Genomic DNA, 15,661 nt, shown 5'->3' on the forward strand with positions numbered 1-15,661 from the left:
TGGTTCCTCCTACGCGGCTACGGGTCTACGCGAACAGCGTCCGGCCCCACCAGTCGTCCTTGTCGCGGACGCCCGGCGGGACGGCGAAGACGGCCGAACCCACGTGCTGGATGTATTCGTTGAGCGCGTCGTTCTTCGCGAGGCTGCGCTGGACCGGGATGAAGCCCTTGCGGACGTCGCGCTGGTAGGCGAGGAAGAACAGGCCCGCGTCGAGGCGGCCCAGCCCGTCCGTGCCGTCCGTGAAGGAGTAGCCGCGGCGCAGGATCCGCGCACCGTTGTTGCTGTCCGGGTGGGCGAGGCGGACGTGCGCTCCCGGCTTCATGGCCTTGAGGAAGGGCTCGTCGCGCTCCTTGGACTTGCCGACGGGCGCGCCCTCGCCCTTGTCGCGGCCGAAGACGTCCTCCTGCTCCTGGAGCGAGGTGCGGTCCCAGGTCTCGATGTGCATCCGGATGCGGCGGGCGACCAGGTACGAGCCCCCGGCCATCCACGCGCTGCCGTCGGACGCGGCCGCCCAGACGTGCTCGTCCAGCGCCGCCAGGTCGGTACCCGAGATGTTCCGGGTGCCGTCCTTGAAGCCCATCATGTTGCGCGGGGTCTGCGCGTCCGGGGTGGTGGACGAGGTCTTGCCGAAGCCGAGCTGCGACCAGCGCACGGCCGTCTTGCCGAAGCCGATGCGGGCCAGCTGGCGGATGGCGTGCACCGCGACCTGCGGGTCGTCCGCGCAGGCCTGGACGCACAGGTCGCCGCCGGAGCGGGCCGGGTCCAGGTTGTCGCCGGGGAACTGCTCCAGGTCCACCAGGGCCTCGGGGCGCTTGTCCTCCAGCCCGAAGCGGTCCTTGGCGAACAGGCCCGGGCCGAAACCGATCGTCAGGGTGAGCCGGGACGCCTTGAGGCCCAGCGCCTCGCCCGTGTCGTCCGGCGGGGCCTCCGGGAGGCCGCCGTAGCCGCCCTCGCCGACCGGATGCCCGGCCGTCATCAGCCGGGCCGCCTCGGTCCAGTCCTTGAGGAGCTTGACCAGCTCCGCGCGGTCCTTGGTCTTCACGTCGAAGGCCGCGAAGTGCAGGCGGTCCTGGACGGCGCTCGCGATCCCGGCCTGGTGCTCCCCGTGGAACGGCACGGCCGCCCCGGCCGAAGCCGCGGGCACCACGTCCGAGGTGCCGCCGAACGCCGCGACCGCACCGCCGGCCGCTGCCGCGCCCAGCGCCAGCCCGGCCCCGCCCCAGCCGAGCACGGCCCGCCGCGAGGGCGCGCCGGCCCCCTCCGGAGCGTCGTCGTGCTCTTCCACCGCCACCGACTCCGAGTCAGTCATCCCGGTCCTCCCGCCTGCTCCGCTGTTCCCCACCGTTACTTCGCGACCGCTGCGGCCAGCTTGGAGAGCGGCTCGGCCAGCGCGTTCACGGCGTCCGAGAGCTCCTTGCGCTCCGCGTCGCCGACCTTGTCGTAGGAGGTGAAGTCGTAGCCGTTCTGGTCCGCGCGGTGCTTGTCGAGCAGCGTCTCCAGCGCCGCGAACTGGGCGTCGAGCGTCTTGACGAGCTCCGCGTCGTTCTTCGCGGCGACCGGCTTGAGCAGCTCGTACGCCTTCTGCGCGCCTTCGACGTTGCCCTTGAAGTCGACCAGGTCGGTGTGGCTGTAGCGCTCTTCCTCACCCGTCACCTTGCCGGTGGCGACCTCGTCGAGGAGCTCCTTGGCACCGTTGGCCATCGAGGTGGGGGTGATCTCCGCCGTGCCGATCCGCTTCTGCCAGTCGGTCACGTCGGCCATCAGCGTGTCGGCGAGCTTCTTGTCGTTGTCGTCGATCTTGTTCTCGGCCCACAGGGACTTCTCCAGGCGGTGCCAGCCGGTCCAGTCCTTCGCCGGGTCCTGGCCCGCCTCCAGGCCGTCCTCGCGGACGTCGATCTTCGGGTCGATGTCGCCGAAGGACTCCGCGACCGGCTCGGTGCGCTCCCAGCCGAGGCGGGAGACGGCGTAGGCCTTCTTCGCGGCCTCGACGTCACCGGCCTTCACCGCGTCCACGAAGGCCTTGGTGGTGGGCAGCGACTCGTCCGCCTGCGCCTGCACGTACTTGCGGTACTCGGCGACCGCCGCGTCCAGCTCGGGGCTGCGCTTGGTGGCGCCGCCGCCGGTGGCCTTGACCTTCTGCCGGATGCCGTCGCCCTTCATGCCGGGCTTGCAGTTGACCTCGTAGTCGCCCGCCTTGATCTCGGCGGTGATGGTGGCCTTGGTGCCGGGGCCGATGTTCTCGCGCTCGGCGACGATCCGGTCGTCGGGGAAGAGGACGTAGACCTCGGTGACCTTGGAGCCCTTGTTGTCGACCTCGATGGTCACCTTGCCGGACGGGAACTCCTTCTTGGAGACGTCGCAGGCACTGTCGGAGGCGGCCACCTGGATCGTGCCCTCGGCGCCCGCCGCGCTCTTCTCGGCGCAGCCGGTTACGGCGGTGAGCGCGGCCGCGACGGCGGCCGCGGTGACGACGGTGAGGCGGGCGGGGCGCATGCGGGCTCCTGGCGGGTCTGGCGTTCGGCAGACGGCCGCCCCGTCGGACGGGAGCGGCCGGGTGAGGCGGACCTAACTTAACCGAGGCTTACCTGACCTCGGACCGCACGTCCAGTGATTCGGCGCACACCGCTCCTGGCTGGACACGGGGCCGTCACGAGCCCCTCATGGCCGCCCCATGGGAAGGTCAAGCGGGAGTAAAGGCTGGCGCCCGTGCTTGAATGCCGGGGTGAATGATCTCGACGTGCTCTCCGTCTTCTGCGCGGGAGACGGCCGTCACGGCAACCTGCTCGGCGTCGTGCGCGACGGCCGCACCTGCCCCGACGACGCCTCCCGGCAGGCCCTGGCGGCGGAGCTCGGATACAGCGAGACGGTCTTCGTGGACGACCCCGAACGCGGGATCGTGGACATCCGCACCCCCGGCACCCGGATGGCCTTCGCCGGCCACCCCCTGGTCGGGGTCGCCTGGCTGCTCGACATCGAGGAACTCCAGCCGCCGGCCGGCTCCGTGTGGGCCCGCGACGACGGGGAGTTCACCTGGATCACCGCCCGGCCCGAATGGGTCGAGGGCAAGCGCACCGAGCAGTACGCGAGCGCCGCCGAGGTGGAGGCGCTGCCCGCGCCGCCGCCCGGCGAGGGCTGGCTCTACGCCTGGGCCTGGGAGGACGAGGCCGCCGGACGGATCCGGGCCCGCGGGTTCCCGCGCCGCCCGGACGGGGCGGTCACCGAGGACGAGGCCACCGGCTCGGCGGCGATCCTGCTGACGGCCGAGCTGAACCGGGCCCTGAACATCACCCAGGGCGCGGGCTCGCAGATCCTCACCGCACCCGGCCCGGACGGCACCGTCGAGGTCGGCGGCCGCGTCCGTTTCGCCCCCCGCCGCCCCTGAGCCCGCCGCCGTCCGGGCGGCCCCGGGGGCTGCGCCCCGCAGGGCACCGGCCAGGGCCTACGCCGTGAGGGGGAACTGCTCGCCCAGCTCGCGGAAGACGGCGCCGTTGAAGTCGAACGCGCGCTTGCACTCGTCGATGATGCGCTGCTTCTCCAGGTCGTCCGCGGCGATCGCGTCGAGCAACTCCCGGTAGCGCCGCTTGAACGCCGCCGGGTTGTCGATCTCCGTGAAGACGTAGAAGCGCACCCCGTCGCCCTTGCGGGCGAAGCCCCAGGTCCGCTCCGCCCTGTCCCGGATGATCTGGCCGCCCGACAGGTCGCCCAGGTAGCGGGTGTAGTGGTGGGCGACGTACCCGCCGGGCCAGGACGCCGCGCACTCCGCGACCCGGCCCGCGTACGCCCGCGTCGCGGGCAGGGCGGAGACGGACTCGCGCCACCGCGGCCCGCGCAGGTGTGCCAGGTCCCGCTCCATCTGTGCGACCCGCATCAGCTCGGGCCGGATGAACGGCCCGGCCACCGGGTCGCCCTTGAGTGCCTCGGCCGCGTCCTCCAGCGCCCGGTACACGAACCACAGCTGCTCGGTGTAGCGGGCGTAGGCGGCCACCCCGAGCCGGCCGCCCAGCAGGTCGCTCATGAACGTCGAGGTCTCGGCCTCGGTGTGCTGCTGGTGCGAGGCGACACGGATGGCCGTGGAAAAGGCGTCCAAGGCGGACCTCCGAGGGTTCGCTGGGAGAGGAGGCGGGCACGAGGGCCCCGCCGCCCCGCCCGGTCTCCCACCAGTCTTCCCGACGCCCTGTCGGCAAAAACCTACGGCAGGGTCAGGATCTCCGCCCCGGAGTCGGTCACGACCAGGGTGTGCTCGAACTGCGCGGTGCGCTTGCGGTCCTTGGTGACGACCGTCCAGCCGTCGGCCCACATGTCGTACTCGTGCGTCCCCAGCGTCAGCATCGGCTCGATGGTGAAGGTCATGCCGGGCTCGATGACGGTGGTGGCGTGCGGGCTGTCGTAGTGCGGGACGATCAGACCCGAGTGGAACGAGGTGCTGATGCCGTGCCCGGTGAAGTCCCGGACCACGCCGTAGCCGAAACGCTTCGCGTACGACTCGATGACCCGGCCGATCACGTTGATCTGCCGGCCCGGCTTGACGGCCTTGATGGCCCGGTTCAGGGACTCGCGGGTGCGCTCCACCAGCAGCCGCGACTCCTCGTCCACCTCGCCGCACAGGTAGGTGGCGTTGTTGTCGCCGTGCACCCCGCCGATGTACGCGGTCACGTCGAGGTTCACGATGTCGCCGTCCCGCAGGACGGTCGAGTCGGGGATCCCGTGGCAGATGACCTCGTTGACCGAGGCGCAGAGGGACTTGGGGAAGCCGCGGTAACCGAGCGTCGAGGGGTAGGCGCCGTGGTCGCACATGTACTCGTGCGCGACCCGGTCCAGCTCGTCGGTGGTCACCCCCGGCACGATGTGCTTCGCGGCCTCTTCCATCGCGCGGGCGGCGATCCGGCCGGCGATGCGCATCGCCTCGACGGTCTCGGGCGTCTGCACCTCCGGTCCGGTGTAGGGCGTGGGTGCGGGCTTGCCCACGTACTCGGGCCGGCGGATGTTGCCGGGAACGGAACGGGCGGGGGAGAGCTCGCCGGGTACGAGCAGCGACTGGCCAGACATGCAAGCGAGTGTATCCAGCGGTGATGGGGCAGCATGGCGGTCAGAGAGCGGCGAGAGCCGCGACGAGAGGAGCCGGCTGACGATGGCCCTGTTCAAGAAGCGCCAGACGGGCAAACCGGGCGAGTGGTACTACTGCCTGGTCCACCACAAGGTCGAGGAGGGCCCGGAGTGCCCGGCCAAGGACCGGTTCGGGCCGTACTCCACGCCGGAGGAGGCGGCGCACGCCATGGAGACCGCCGAGGAGCGGAACCTGGAGTGGCAGAACGACCCCAAGTGGAACGACAAGAACGGCGAGGCGGACGGGACCGGCGGACCGGACGGGAACGCGCAGACGCCGTAGCGGCGCCGGGGGCCGTGGCGGCGGTGCCGGCCACGGCCGCGCGGCCCTACCAGCGGCTGGGCGGCGGCGCGGTCAGCTGATCGGCCAGCCGCGCCAGCCGGTCCCGCAGCCGGCGCGGACCGCCGCGGGGGGCCGGCAGGCTGTTCTCCCCGGCCGCCGCGCTCACCAGGTGCTGCACGGTGTCCAGGTCCAGCTCGGCGGTGGCGTCCGGCACCGACAGCGCCTCGTGGGCCAGCGTGCCCAGATCGGGGTCCCCGCCGTCCAGGGAGAGTACGGTCGCCCCCGCCCGGCGGGCGTCGTGCACCCGCTCCAGCAGCCCGGCACCCGGCTGCTCCGGGGCCACCACCAGCAGGGTGTGCCCGCGCCGGGCCGCCGCGAGCCGGCTCAGCCCGACCGACAGGTGCGGCGGCTCGCCCGGCCGCACCCGGTGGCGTACGAGGGTCGGCGCCAGCTCGGGCAGCCCCGACCACGCGGCCTCGTCCACCAGGTGCGCCGCCAGGTGCCAGGGCTCGTACCCCTCCGTGCCCACCAGCAGCAGGTTCCCCCCGGCGGGCACGACCGAGCGCCGCAGCGAACCGGCGAACCGGCGGGCGGCCCCGGGCCACTGCGTACCGGCGAGCACCTCGCGCAACAACGCGACCCTCACGGCGTCCATGGCGGCATCCTGTCGCACCCGGTGGACGCGCGGCGGGCACTTCCCCGCGATACGTCCCGACGGGGTACGGCGGGTAGGGCGGGTATGGCGAGGGGTACTCGGCAGTACCTTTGCCCCCATGACTTCCTCAGACAGCACGCAGAAGCCGCCGGCCAAGGACCCCTGGGACCTCCCGGACGTCTCGGGCCTGGTCGTCGGCGTCCTCGGCGGCACCGGCGACCAGGGCCGCGGCCTGGCCTACCGCTTCGCCCGGGCCGGCCAGAAGGTGATCATCGGTTCCCGCGCCGCCGATCGCGCGCGGGCCGCGGCCGGGGAACTGGGCCTGGGCGTGGAGGGCGCCGACAACGCCGAATGTGCGCGGCGCAGCGACATCGTGATCGTCGCGGTGCCGTGGGAAGGCCACGCGAAGACCCTCGAAGCGCTGCGCGAGGACCTCGCGGGCAAGCTCGTGGTGGACTGCGTCAACCCGCTCGGCTTCGACAAGCAGGGCGCGTACGCCCTCCAGGTCCCCGAGGGCAGCGCCGCCCAGCAGGCCGCGGCGCTGCTCCCCGGCTCCCGGGTCACGGCGGCCTTCCACCACCTCTCGGCGGTGCTGCTCCAGGACGAGTCGGTCGAGGAGATCGACACCGACGTGATGGTCCTCGGCGAATCCCGCGCCGACACCGACCTGGTCCAGGCCCTCACGGCCCGCGTCCCCGGCATGCGCGGCGTCTTCGCGGGCCGCCTGCGCAACGCCCACCAGGTCGAGGCCCTGGTCGCCAACCTCATCTCCACGAACCGCCGCTACAAGGCCCACGCGGGCCTGCGCGTCACGGACGTCTGAGCGCCGCCCCGCCGCGACGGCCGCCGCCCCGTGGATCCGGTGGCCGTCCGGCGGGCGGGCGGGGATGGGGGACACTGGAGGGGCTCGACCCCTTCTGTGCCGCCGAGGAGCTCTGCCGCATGCCCCGCCTTGCCGTGTTCGCCGTTGTCGTCTGCCTGCTGTCCGTGGCCGCGGCCGTGGTCGCCTTCGTGGAGGGCAGCTTCCTCGGGATCGTCTGGGTCCTGCTGGCCGGGCTCACCTCCAACATGGCCTGGTACTACCTGCGCAAGGCCAAGGCGGAGAAGCGGGCCTGACCCGCCCGCCGGAGACCCCCTACCGCGACGGGATCTGGCAGTAGCCGTCCGTCTCTTCCCAGAAGCGGTACAGGGCGTGGCCGCAGTACGTCTCCAGGTCGGACACGCCCAGCGCGCCCAGGACGTCGTCGACCCGGTCGAAGAAGAACGCGTTCACCCCGGGGATCCACAGCAGCGCGAACACGCCGATCAGGGCGAACGGTGCCAGCGGCGCCACCTCGCGGCGCACCCGGTGGGACAGCCAGGGCTCGATGACCCCGTAGCCGTCCAGGCCCGGAACCGGCAGGAAGTTCAAGATCGCCGCCGAGACCTGGAGCAGCGCGAGGAACGCCAGCGCGAAGCGGAAGACGAAGGGGACGCCGTCGAGCGCGTGCAGCCAGAACGGCGCCGTGCACACGACCGCGAACAGCACGTTGGTGAGCGGGCCCGCCGCCGAGACCAGGCTGTGCTTCCAGCGGCCGCGGATCCGGTCCCGCTCGATGTACACCGCGCCACCGGGCAGACCCAGACCGCCCAGGATCACGAAGAGCACCGGCAGCACGATGCTGAGCAGCGCGTGCGTGTACTTCAGCGGGTTCAGCGTCAGGTAGCCCTTGGCGCCCACCGTGATGTCCCCGCCGTGCAGGGCGGTGCGGGCGTGCGCGTACTCGTGCAGGCACAGGGAGACCACCCACGCCGAGGTCACGAAGAGGAACACGGCGAGTCCGGCGCTCGTCGCGTAACCGGTCCAGACGGCCCAGCCGGTGACGGCCATGACGGCGACGATGCCCAGAAACACGGAACTGATCTGCCGCTCGGCGCGGCTCCCCTGGTGACCCATGCGGCGAAACCTACCCCGGTCCGGAAATCGGTCGGGGCCGGGGGCCCGGGCAGCGACAATGGGCCGGTGCGTTACGCGATTCTCGGCACCGCCCAGGCAGTCCGCGACGACGGGACCCCCGCCGCCGTCGGCGGAGCGCGCCTGCGCGCCCTCCTGACCGCGCTGGCGCTGCGGCCCGGCCGCACGGTGCCGACGGACCTGCTCGTCGACCAGGTCTGGGACGGTGACCCGCCCGCCGACGCGGTCGCCGCCCTCCAGGCGCTCGTGGCGCGGCTGCGGCGGGCGCTCGGACACCGGGCCGTGCGGTCCGCCGAGGGCGGCTACCTGCTGGCCGCCGACCGGGACGACGTCGACCTGTACCGCTTCGAGCGGCTGGCCGGCTCCGCCGCGGCGGAGCCGGACCCCGCCCGGGCCGCCGCCCTGTACGACGAGGCGCTCGCGCTGTGGCGCGGACCGGCGCTGGCCTGCCTGCCCGACCCCGGGGCCGAGTCCACGCGCTGGGAGGCCGTACGGACCGACGCGCGCCGGGGACGGCTGGCCGCGGCCCTCGCGCTGGGGCAGGCGGAGCGGGTCCTGCCCGAGCTGAGCGCACTGTGCGCCGAACAGCCCCTGGACGAGCCGTCGCAGGCGCTGCGGATCCGCGCCCTGCGCGACGCGGGCCGGCCGGCGGAGGCGCTGGCCGCCTACGACGAGGTCCGCCGGGACCTCGCCGACCGGCTGGGCACCGACCCGGGGCCCGCCCTGCGCGCCCTGCACGCCGAGCTCCTGGCCCCGGCGGCGGAGGCGCCGCCCGCCCCCGCCGCCGCGCCCGGGCCGCCGCCGGTCCGCGGCAACCTGCGGTCCCGGCTCACCACCTTCGTCGGCCGAGAAGAGGACATCCGGGCCATCGGCGACGACCTCGCCCGCGCCCGCCTCGTCACGCTCCTCGGCCCGGGCGGGGCGGGCAAGACCCGGCTGTCGCAGGAGGCCGCCGAAGCGCGCACCGCCGACGGCTGGCCCGACGGGGTGTGGCTGGTCGAGCTGGCACCCGTGGACGACCCCGAGGACGTACCCGAGGTGGTCCTCACCGCCCTCGGGGCCCGCGAGACCAAGCTGCGCGGCGCCGCCGCCGAGGAACTGCGGGCGCTGACCGACCGCAACGACGACCCGCTCGAACGGCTCGTGGACCACTGCGCGCGGCGGCGGCTCCTGCTGCTCCTGGACAACTGCGAGCACGTCGTCGAGGCCGCCGCCGGCCTCGCCGAGGAACTCCTCGCCCGCTGCCCCGGCGTACGCATCCTGGCCACCAGCCGCGAACCCCTCGGGGTGCCGGGGGAGACCCTGCGCCCGGTGGAACCGCTGCCCGACCCGGTCGCGCTCCGGCTCCTCGCCGACCGGGGCGCCGCCGCCCGCCCCGGGTTCCGCGTCGAGGACGATCCGGAGGCCGCCGCCGAGATCTGCCGCCGCCTCGACGGACTGCCGCTCGCCATCGAACTCGCCGCCGCCCGGCTGCGGTTGCTGACCGCGCGGCAGATCGCCGACCGGCTGGACGACCGGTTCCGGCTGCTGACCAGCGGGTCCCGTACCGTGCTGCCCCGCCAGCAGACGCTGCGCGCCGTCGTGGACTGGTCCTGGGACCTCCTCGATGCCGCCGAACGGGCCGTGCTGCGGCGGCTGTCCGTCTTCGCGGGCGGCTGCGACCTGGCCGCCGCCGAAGCCGTCTGCTCAGATGCCGGCGATCCGGGCGCGGCCGGCCCGGGCGGGGGCCGGGCCGCCCGGGACGGCGCCGACGTGCTCTTCTGCCTCGGCTCCCTCGTGGACAAGTCCCTCGTCGTCGCCGCCCCGGGCCCCGGCGGTGTCATGCGCTACCGGCTGCTGGAGACCGTCGCCGAGTACGCGGCCGAGCGCCTCGCCGAGGTCCCCGGCGACCGCGAGGCCACCGAGCGCCGCCACCTCACCCACTACCGCGAACTCGCCCGCACCACCGAGCCGGTGCTGCGCGGCCACGGCCAGCGGGAGGCCGGCGAGCGGCTGGCCACCGAGTACGAGAACATCCGTACCGCCCTGCGCCGGGCCGTCGCCGTCAAGGACACGGGCGAGGTGCTGTGCCTGGTGCACTCCCTCATCTGGTACTGGCACATGCACGACCTGCGCGCCGAGAGCCGCCACTGGTCCGGTGTGGCCGCCGCCCTCGGCCCCGACCCGTTCGCCCCGCCGGCCGCCCCCGCCGAACCCGTCCGGGAACGGATCCTCGACTCCCCGCCGCCCTACACCGGCGAACTGCTCACCGAAGCCTGGCGCGGGGTGCGGATGTTGTCCCTGGCCTCCCGCGACCAGGCCGGCGGCGACTGGAGCAGCCCCGAGGTCCGGTCCCAGATCGAGGCCATCGTGCGGGTCTACCGCCCCGGCCTCCCGCAGACCTGCCAGGTCCCCGGCGCCCTCTGGATCTACATCTACGCCGTCGTGATCAACGGGGACGCCGACCTGCTCCGGACCATCCTGGACGCCGCCGTCGACACCTCCCGGGAGCTGGACGACCGCTGGGCGTACGCGTCCGCCCTCCAGCTGCGCGCCAACATCCTCGCCAACCGGGCCGACTGGAGCGGCGACGCCGCCCGCGACGCGGAGGAGAGCCTGGCCGTCTTCCGGGACCTCGGCGACGCCTGGGGCTGCGCCGAAGCCCTGTCGGCCCGCGCCGAATCGCTGGAGAAGCGCGGTGAGTACGGCCTGGCCGCCGAGGACTTCCGCGCCGCCATCGACTACGCCGAACGCCTCGGCGCCCAGGCGCAGGTGACCGTCCTGCGGGTGCGGCGGGCCGGGTCCCTGGTCGAGAACGGCCAGGTGGAGGAGGCCGAGCGGATCCTCGACGAGGTCATCGGGTACGTCCACCAGCTCAACAACGAAGCCATGCCGGCCGCCCGGATGTTCATCGCCGGCATCTACGGCCGCACCGGCCGCATCCCCCAGGCCCGTGCCCAGCTCCGCGCGCTGCGCGAGGAATTCTCCACCGGCGCGTTCGCGATCTTCGACTGCCTGCTGCTCGCGACCCAGGCCTGGCTCGACAACCAGGAGGGCAGGTACCGCGAGTCGCTGGAGCTGATCCGGCAGGCCATGGGCGCCGCCGAGGACCCGCTCGCCAGGATGGTCGCGCCCCAGATCCCGGCCGTGTTCCTGATCACGGCCGCCGTCTCCCTCACCGGTCTCGGCGGCCCCGAGCGCGCGTACGACGCGGCCCGGCTGATCGGGGCCTACCGGGTCCTGCTGCCGCCCGGGCACATGCCGGTCTCCACCGAACGCACCGACGCCGCCCACGCCGAGGAGCGGGCGCGGGCGGTGCTGGGCGACGCCGGTTTCGAGGCGGCGTACGCCGAAGGCGGCGGCCTCTCCCTGGAGGAGGCCACCGCCCTCTGCTGACCCGGCCCCCCGTACGGGGTCCGTCCGGGACGCGATCCGAACGGACCGGGTCCCGGATCAGGTCTTCTGGCGGAACTTGCGCACCGCGAGCGGCATGGTGACGAGCGTGATGGCCACGGACCAGGCCAGGGTCACCCAGACCGGGTGGCCGACCGCGCCGCCGTTGATCAGGCCGCGGGCCGCGTCGGCCAGGTTGGACAGCGGGTTGTAATCGGTGAAGGTCTGCAGCCAGCCCGGCATGGTCGACGGCGGAGCGAAGATCGAGCTGCCGAACTGGAGCGGCATCAGGACCAGCATGGCCATGCCCTGTACGGCCTGCGCGGTCTTCATGGTCAGACCGAGCAGGATGAAGATCCACATCAGGGAGGCGCCGAAGACGGCGGACAGCCCGATGGACAGGAGCAGGTCCAGCACCGAGGTCTTGATCGACAGGCCCAGCACGAAGCCGACGCCGAGCAGGATCGCGATGGCGACCATCATGCGGCCGAGTTCGACCACGATCTTGGCTATCAGTACGGAGGACCGCGCGATGGGCATCGACCGGAAGCGGTCCATCACGCCCTTCTTGAAGTCGTCGTTCACCCCCGTGCCGACGCCCATGGCGATGTTCATGCCCATCATCGCCATCAGGCCCGGGACCACGTAGTTGACGTACGCCTCCTGCTGGCCCTTGCCGGAGATCGCACCGCCGAAGACGAACACGAACAGCAGGGTGAAGATGATCGGCATGAACACGACGTCGAACATCGACTCGGGGTCCTGCTTGATCTGCAGGGTGTTGCGGCGCACCAGGGCGCCGATGTGCCGCAGGTTGGCCCGCAGGCCGATCCGGCCCTCGCCGGCCGGTCCCGCGGCCGGCGCGGCCGGAACGGCCACGGCGGGAGTGGGCTTGGACGTGGTGACGGTGCTCATGCCGCGACCTCCTCGGTCTGCTGGGCGGAGGTCTCGGAAGAGGGCTTCTGGCCGGTGATGGAAAGGAACACCTCGTCGAGGCTGGGGAGGTAGGTGCCGAGGTCGGCTATCGGGTAGCCCCGGGCGGCCAGCAGCCCGACCACCGCGGTCAGCTGCTCGTCGCTCAGGATCGGCACCAGCAGCACGCCCTCGTCGGGCACGGCCTGGGAGCCGGCCACCCCGTCCAGCCCGGCCTCCGCCAACGCCCGGGCCATGCCCGGCAGGTCGGCGGCGGCGACGGGCCGGATCCGCAGGGTGCGGCCGCCGACCCGGGCCTTCAGCTCGTCCACCTTGCCGTTGGCGATGACCTTGCCCCGGTCGATGACCGTCAGCTCGTCGGCGAGCTGCTCGGCCTCCTCCATGTACTGGGTGGTCAGCAGCACGGTCGCGCCCTCCGCGACCATCCGCTGCACCTCGTCCCACACCTCGTTGCGGGTCCGCGGGTCGAGGCCGGTGGTCGGCTCGTCCAAGTACAGGACGGCCGGGCGGCCGATCATCGACGCGGCCAGGTCGAGCCGGCGGCGCATGCCGCCGGAGTAGTTCATGGCGGCCTTCCGGGCGGCCTCGGTGAGCGAGAACCGCTCCAGCAGCTCGTCGGCGCGGGACCGGGCCTCCTTGCGGGGCAGGTCCAGCAGCCGGCCGATCATGTAGAGGTTCTCCCAGCCGGAGAGCTTCTCGTCGACCGAGGCGTACTGGCCGGTCAGGCCTATGGTGCGGCGCAGTTGCCGCGGCTGGCGGACCACGTCGAAACCGGCGACCGTCGCCGTCCCGGCGTCCGGGGCGATCAGGGTGGACAGGATGCGGACCAGGGTGGTCTTGCCGGCGCCGTTGGGCCCGAGGACCCCGAGGACGGTTCCCTCGCGCACATCGAGGTCCACGCCGTCGAGGGCCTTGGTCTCGCCGTAGTGCTTGACCAGCCCCCGTACCTCTACGGCGTGCGAGCCGTTCAGGGGATTCTTGTCGTTTCGCGTCATGTCCACCATGGGACCACCGCCCACTGACAAACCGCCGACAGGAGACCGACGGCGAACCGACAGACGGCCGACGGCCCGCCGGCACGGTGGCCGACGGGCCGTCAGAAGGCCTCGGGAGGGCGCGTTCCCGAGAGCGGACCTCAGTGGAAGGCGTGTTCCGGCTGCGGGAACGATCCGCCGATCACGTCCTCGGCGAAGGCCTTCGCCGCGTCACCCATGGTCTGGCGGAGGTTCGCGTACTGCTTGACGAACTTCGGCATCTTCCCCCCGGTCAGGCCCATCATGTCGGTCCACACCAGCACCTGGGCGTCGCACTCCGAGCCCGCGCCGATGCCGACCGTCGGAATGTGCAGCGACCGGGTGACCTCGGCGGCCAGCTCGGCCGGGACCAGCTCCAGCACCACGGCGAACGCGCCCGCGTCCTGTGCCGCCTTCGCGTCGCGCAGCAGCTGGTGCGCGGCCTCGTCGCCGCGGCCCTGCACCCGGTAGCCCATGGCGTTCACGGACTGCGGGGTCAGCCCCAGGTGGGACATGACCGGGATGCCGGACTGCACGATGAGCTCGGTCTGGGCCAGCGAGCGTTCGCCGCCCTCCAGCTTGACCGCGGCGACGCCCGCCTCCTTGACCAGCCGGGTCGCGCTCCGCAGCGCCTGCACGGCGCCTTCCTGGTACGAACCGAACGGCAGGTCGCCGATGACCAGGGCGCGGCGGGTGCCCCGTACGACGGCCGCCGAGAGCAGGGTCATCTCGTCCATCGTCACGGGGACGGTGGTCTCGTAGCCCAGGTGGCAGTTGCCCATCGAGTCGCCGACGAGGATGACCGGGATGCCGGCCTCGTCGAACACCGACGCGGTCATCGCGTCGTACGCCGTCAGCATGGGCCACTTCTCCCCGCGCTCCTTGGCCAGGGCCAGGTCGCGGATGGTGATGCGGCGGGAGGCCGTGCCCCCGTACAGAGTGGGGCCGGAAGCTTCGCGGGCAGGCGAAACGGCATGCGTCATTGCTGCTGCTCCTTGTGTCATCTCGAGGCGTCCTGACGACGTCCCCGGACTCACCCACCATGGTGGCACCCTCCGGGCCCGGGGCGGAAGTGGTGCGATGACCGGTCCGTCACACTCCCGGTCCGATCCAGGCCGCACTCCACTCGCGCCGGACCGAATGTGCGCGTTTCGTGACAACAGGAACCCCGGGCGGACAGCTGTTCGTCCTCCCGGTCGTACGGCCGGAACGGACGGCACGGATGGCTGCGTCGATCGCCTAGGGTCAAGGGGCGGGGACGGAGCGCAAGCACGGCAGCGAGGGCAGTTACATGGCACAGGCGTACATGACGGAGACGGGGAACGGCGGCGGCTCGGAGCCGGGGCCCTCCGGATCCGGTCTGCGGCGCCGGATCGCCCAATGGCGCAAGGATCGCGGCATCTGGCGGCGCGGGATCGTGACGGCGGCCCTGGCCGCGCTGGTCTCGCTGGTGATGATCTTCCATGCGGAGCTGCCGAACGACGTCGGTAACCTCGGCAGCCTCACCGAGACCTTCCTGCCCTGGCTGGGCCTGGCCGTCGCGCTGCTGCTGGTCGCGGCCCTGGTCCGGAAGTCGGCGACCGCGCTGCTCTCGATAGCGCTGACCGCCGCCGTCTGGGTGAACCTCTTCGGCGGCCTGGTCACCGACAAGTCCGGAACCGGCGGCAACCTGACGGTCGCCACCCACAACGTGGACGCCGCCAACCCGGACCCGCGGGGCACCGCCGAGTCGGTCGCGAAGGCCGGGGCCGACGTGCTGGCCCTGACCGAGCTCAAGGCGGGCGCCGTCCCGGCCTACGAGAAGGCCCTGGAGGCCACGTACAAGTACCACGCCGTCGAGGGAACGGTCGGCGTCTGGAGCAAGTACCCGCTCACCTCCAGCCGGCCCGTCGACATCAAGATGGGCTGGACGCGCGCGATGCGCGTCACCGTGAAGACCCCGCACGGGGACCTGGCCGCCTTCGTCGCCCACCTGCCGTCCGTCCGGGTCAAGCTGAACGCCGGGTTCACCGCCAACCAGCGCGACAACAGCGCCGGCGCGCTGGGCGCCGCGCTCGCCGCCGAGCCGCTCAAGCGGGTCGTGCTGCTCGGCGACCTCAACGGCACCGTGAACGACCGGTCCCTGTCGGAGATCACGTCGCAGATGCGCTCCACGCAGGGCGCGGCGGGCGACGGCTTCGGGTTCACCTGGCCGGCCGGGTTCCCGATGGCCCGGATCGACCAGATCCTGGTGCGGGGCGTCACGCCGAAGGCCTCCTGGACCCTGCCGCGCACCGACAGCGACCACCTGCCCATCGCGGCGCGGGTCGAGATGGCCCCGTAACCCCGTCCGGTTCCCGCGCCGGGCC

General features: G+C 72.9%; 15 protein-coding genes. 6 read left to right on the top strand and 9 right to left on the bottom strand.

The genetic code is table 11. The features are described from left to right. Positions 1 to 25 precede the first annotated feature (25 nt). Entirely contained in the window at positions 26 to 1,309 is a 1,284-nt protein-coding gene (gene efeB / locus ACZ4M3_RS14240) for an iron uptake transporter deferrochelatase/peroxidase subunit (RefSeq protein WP_467732328.1), read from the bottom strand. A 35-nt stretch (positions 1,310 to 1,344) separates the two neighbouring features. Beyond that, positions 1,345 to 2,493, bottom strand: a complete 1,149-nt coding sequence (efeO, locus tag ACZ4M3_RS14245) for an iron uptake system protein EfeO (RefSeq protein ID WP_467732330.1) — start codon at positions 2,491 to 2,493, stop codon at positions 1,345 to 1,347. 178 nt (positions 2,494 to 2,671) lie between these two features. Between efeO and ACZ4M3_RS14250 the strand changes: the two genes are divergently transcribed. Next, the gene (locus ACZ4M3_RS14250) at positions 2,672 to 3,382 is read left to right on the top strand and encodes a PhzF family phenazine biosynthesis protein (protein WP_467732332.1); all 711 of its coding nucleotides are present in this window, start codon (positions 2,672 to 2,674) and stop codon (positions 3,380 to 3,382) included. Positions 3,383 to 3,439: 57 nt separating this feature from the next. Here the strand turns inward: ACZ4M3_RS14250 and ACZ4M3_RS14255 are convergent, their stop codons facing one another. Next, positions 3,440 to 4,087 carry a biliverdin-producing heme oxygenase gene (locus ACZ4M3_RS14255; protein ID WP_467732334.1) on the bottom strand — a complete coding sequence of 216 codons (648 nt, stop codon included), beginning with the start codon at positions 4,085 to 4,087 and terminating at the stop codon, positions 3,440 to 3,442. Between the two features lie 101 nt (positions 4,088 to 4,188). Next, positions 4,189 to 5,046, bottom strand: coding sequence for a type I methionyl aminopeptidase (gene map, locus ACZ4M3_RS14260; RefSeq protein ID WP_467732336.1), 858 nt, complete (start codon positions 5,044 to 5,046; stop codon positions 4,189 to 4,191). 82 nt (positions 5,047 to 5,128) lie between these two features. Here map and ACZ4M3_RS14265 point away from each other — a divergent pair, with 82 nt between their 5' ends. Continuing rightward, a complete protein-coding gene (locus ACZ4M3_RS14265) occupies positions 5,129 to 5,386 on the top strand; it encodes a hypothetical protein (protein ID WP_467732338.1) in 258 nt (85 codons plus the stop codon). Between the two features lie 46 nt (positions 5,387 to 5,432). Here the strand turns inward: ACZ4M3_RS14265 and ACZ4M3_RS14270 are convergent, their stop codons facing one another. Continuing rightward, a complete protein-coding gene (locus tag ACZ4M3_RS14270; protein ID WP_467732340.1) occupies positions 5,433 to 6,041 on the bottom strand; it encodes a hypothetical protein in 609 nt (202 codons plus the stop codon). Positions 6,042 to 6,159: 118 nt separating this feature from the next. Between ACZ4M3_RS14270 and npdG the strand changes: the two genes are divergently transcribed. Then, positions 6,160 to 6,864, top strand: coding sequence for an NADPH-dependent F420 reductase (gene npdG / locus ACZ4M3_RS14275; protein WP_467732342.1), 705 nt, complete (start codon positions 6,160 to 6,162; stop codon positions 6,862 to 6,864). Positions 6,865 to 6,983: 119 nt separating this feature from the next. Next, positions 6,984 to 7,157, top strand: coding sequence for a hypothetical protein (locus ACZ4M3_RS14280; protein ID WP_467732344.1), 174 nt, complete (start codon positions 6,984 to 6,986; stop codon positions 7,155 to 7,157). A gap of 19 nt (positions 7,158 to 7,176) precedes the next feature. Here ACZ4M3_RS14280 and ACZ4M3_RS14285 read toward each other — a convergent pair whose 3' ends face one another. Continuing rightward, positions 7,177 to 7,977 (bottom strand): site-2 protease family protein, encoded by an 801-nt coding sequence (locus tag ACZ4M3_RS14285; RefSeq protein WP_467732346.1) that lies wholly within the window; start codon positions 7,975 to 7,977, stop codon positions 7,177 to 7,179. A 66-nt stretch (positions 7,978 to 8,043) separates the two neighbouring features. Between ACZ4M3_RS14285 and ACZ4M3_RS14290 the strand changes: the two genes are divergently transcribed. Next, entirely contained in the window at positions 8,044 to 11,370 is a 3,327-nt protein-coding gene (locus ACZ4M3_RS14290) for an ATP-binding protein (protein WP_467732348.1), read from the top strand. 57 nt (positions 11,371 to 11,427) lie between these two features. Here ACZ4M3_RS14290 and ACZ4M3_RS14295 read toward each other — a convergent pair whose 3' ends face one another. The 3 genes from ACZ4M3_RS14295 to panB form a co-directional block, all read right to left on the bottom strand. Further along, positions 11,428 to 12,282: an ABC transporter permease gene (locus ACZ4M3_RS14295; RefSeq protein ID WP_467732350.1), complete on the bottom strand. Its 855-nt coding sequence runs from the start codon at positions 12,280 to 12,282 to the stop codon at positions 11,428 to 11,430. Then, a complete protein-coding gene (locus ACZ4M3_RS14300) occupies positions 12,279 to 13,304 on the bottom strand; it encodes an ATP-binding cassette domain-containing protein (RefSeq protein WP_467732352.1) in 1,026 nt (341 codons plus the stop codon). The genes ACZ4M3_RS14295 and ACZ4M3_RS14300 overlap by 4 nt, the downstream gene beginning before the upstream one ends. 131 nt (positions 13,305 to 13,435) lie before the next feature. Next, on the bottom strand, positions 13,436 to 14,296 hold the full coding sequence (panB, locus tag ACZ4M3_RS14305) for a 3-methyl-2-oxobutanoate hydroxymethyltransferase (RefSeq protein ID WP_467732354.1): 861 nt from the start codon (positions 14,294 to 14,296) through the stop codon (positions 13,436 to 13,438). A gap of 308 nt (positions 14,297 to 14,604) precedes the next feature. Between panB and ACZ4M3_RS14310 the strand changes: the two genes are divergently transcribed. After that, a complete protein-coding gene (locus ACZ4M3_RS14310) occupies positions 14,605 to 15,636 on the top strand; it encodes an endonuclease/exonuclease/phosphatase family protein (protein ID WP_467732356.1) in 1,032 nt (343 codons plus the stop codon). Positions 15,637 to 15,661 lie beyond the last annotated feature (25 nt).

It is taken from the genome of Streptomyces sp. NPDC026522, assembly GCF_055567555.1.

What these genes read in the sequence shown, in the direction of transcription:
- ACZ4M3_RS14310 (WP_467732356.1), top strand. Translation starts at nt 14,605, where the DNA reads ATGGCACAGGCGTACATGACGGAGACGGGGAACGGCGGCGGCTCGGAG.
- panB (WP_467732354.1), bottom strand. Translation starts at nt 14,296, where the DNA reads ATGACGCATGCCGTTTCGCCTGCCCGCGAAGCTTCCGGCCCCACTCTG.
- ACZ4M3_RS14300 (WP_467732352.1), bottom strand. Translation starts at nt 13,304, where the DNA reads ATGGTGGACATGACGCGAAACGACAAGAATCCCCTGAACGGCTCGCAC.
- ACZ4M3_RS14270 (WP_467732340.1), bottom strand. Translation starts at nt 6,041, where the DNA reads ATGGACGCCGTGAGGGTCGCGTTGTTGCGCGAGGTGCTCGCCGGTACG.
- npdG (WP_467732342.1), top strand. Translation starts at nt 6,160, where the DNA reads ATGACTTCCTCAGACAGCACGCAGAAGCCGCCGGCCAAGGACCCCTGG.
- ACZ4M3_RS14265 (WP_467732338.1), top strand. Translation starts at nt 5,129, where the DNA reads ATGGCCCTGTTCAAGAAGCGCCAGACGGGCAAACCGGGCGAGTGGTAC.
- efeO (WP_467732330.1), bottom strand. Translation starts at nt 2,493, where the DNA reads ATGCGCCCCGCCCGCCTCACCGTCGTCACCGCGGCCGCCGTCGCGGCC.
- ACZ4M3_RS14280 (WP_467732344.1), top strand. Translation starts at nt 6,984, where the DNA reads ATGCCCCGCCTTGCCGTGTTCGCCGTTGTCGTCTGCCTGCTGTCCGTG.
- efeB (WP_467732328.1), bottom strand. Translation starts at nt 1,309, where the DNA reads ATGACTGACTCGGAGTCGGTGGCGGTGGAAGAGCACGACGACGCTCCG.
- ACZ4M3_RS14250 (WP_467732332.1), top strand. Translation starts at nt 2,672, where the DNA reads ATGGGAAGGTCAAGCGGGAGTAAAGGCTGGCGCCCGTGCTTGAATGCC.
- map (WP_467732336.1), bottom strand. Translation starts at nt 5,046, where the DNA reads ATGTCTGGCCAGTCGCTGCTCGTACCCGGCGAGCTCTCCCCCGCCCGT.
- ACZ4M3_RS14285 (WP_467732346.1), bottom strand. Translation starts at nt 7,977, where the DNA reads ATGGGTCACCAGGGGAGCCGCGCCGAGCGGCAGATCAGTTCCGTGTTT.
- ACZ4M3_RS14295 (WP_467732350.1), bottom strand. Translation starts at nt 12,282, where the DNA reads ATGAGCACCGTCACCACGTCCAAGCCCACTCCCGCCGTGGCCGTTCCG.